This window comes from Cellulomonas sp. P4_H12 (assembly GCF_056400905.1).
This window is the reverse complement of record NZ_JBFUKJ010000117.1, coordinates 1-576: the sequence shown is the minus strand read 5'-3', so window position 1 is coordinate 576 and position 576 is coordinate 1. Positions and strand designations below refer to the sequence as shown.

The 576-nt window shown below is 69.9% G+C and carries 1 pseudogene; it reads right to left on the bottom strand.

Going from position 1 to position 576, the window contains the following annotated elements:
* Positions 1-545 (bottom strand): annotated as a pseudogene (locus AC1DQC_RS20070) (hypothetical protein); the annotation flags it as partial.
* Positions 546-576: the final 31 nt, after the last annotated feature.

Genomic DNA, 576 nt, shown 5'->3' with positions numbered 1-576 from the left:
TGGCGGGCGGCGTTGCGCTGCACGCCCATCGCCAGCTGCATGCGCAGCAGTTCGTCGTAGGCGAGTCGGTCGCGGCCCGCGGTGGCGCCGGTGGAGGAGGCCGGGACGTGCACCGCGCGCAGTGCATCGAGCCGGCCCGGCAGCTGCTGGCTGGTGCGGATCGCGTCGGGGACCGGGTCGTCGAGCGCGGGTAGGCGCCGTAGTGCGTCGAGCGCCGCGCGGTGCAGCGTCCACGTCGAGACCTGGTGCTTGTYGGACTGCGGGTAGACCGGGACGAACGGGGCCGTCGCGTCGCGCATCGGTGCGATCAGCGCGCCGCCCATCTGGATGAACCCTTCCCACTCGGTGACGTCTCCCCACATCAGCACGAGGTCGTCGCGGTGGAACCTCGTCGCCAGCCATGGCTGCTGGAACTGCATGGACGTCACCCGGTAGGGGCCGGCGCCGATCTCGATGCGGGCGTACTTCTTTCCCCAGTCGGCTTTGGTGGACAGCACCTTTCCGACGGTGGCGACGTTCTTCATTCCCGGGGTGAGTGCGGACATCGGGGTGATCTCGGACCGGTCGATGTAGCGC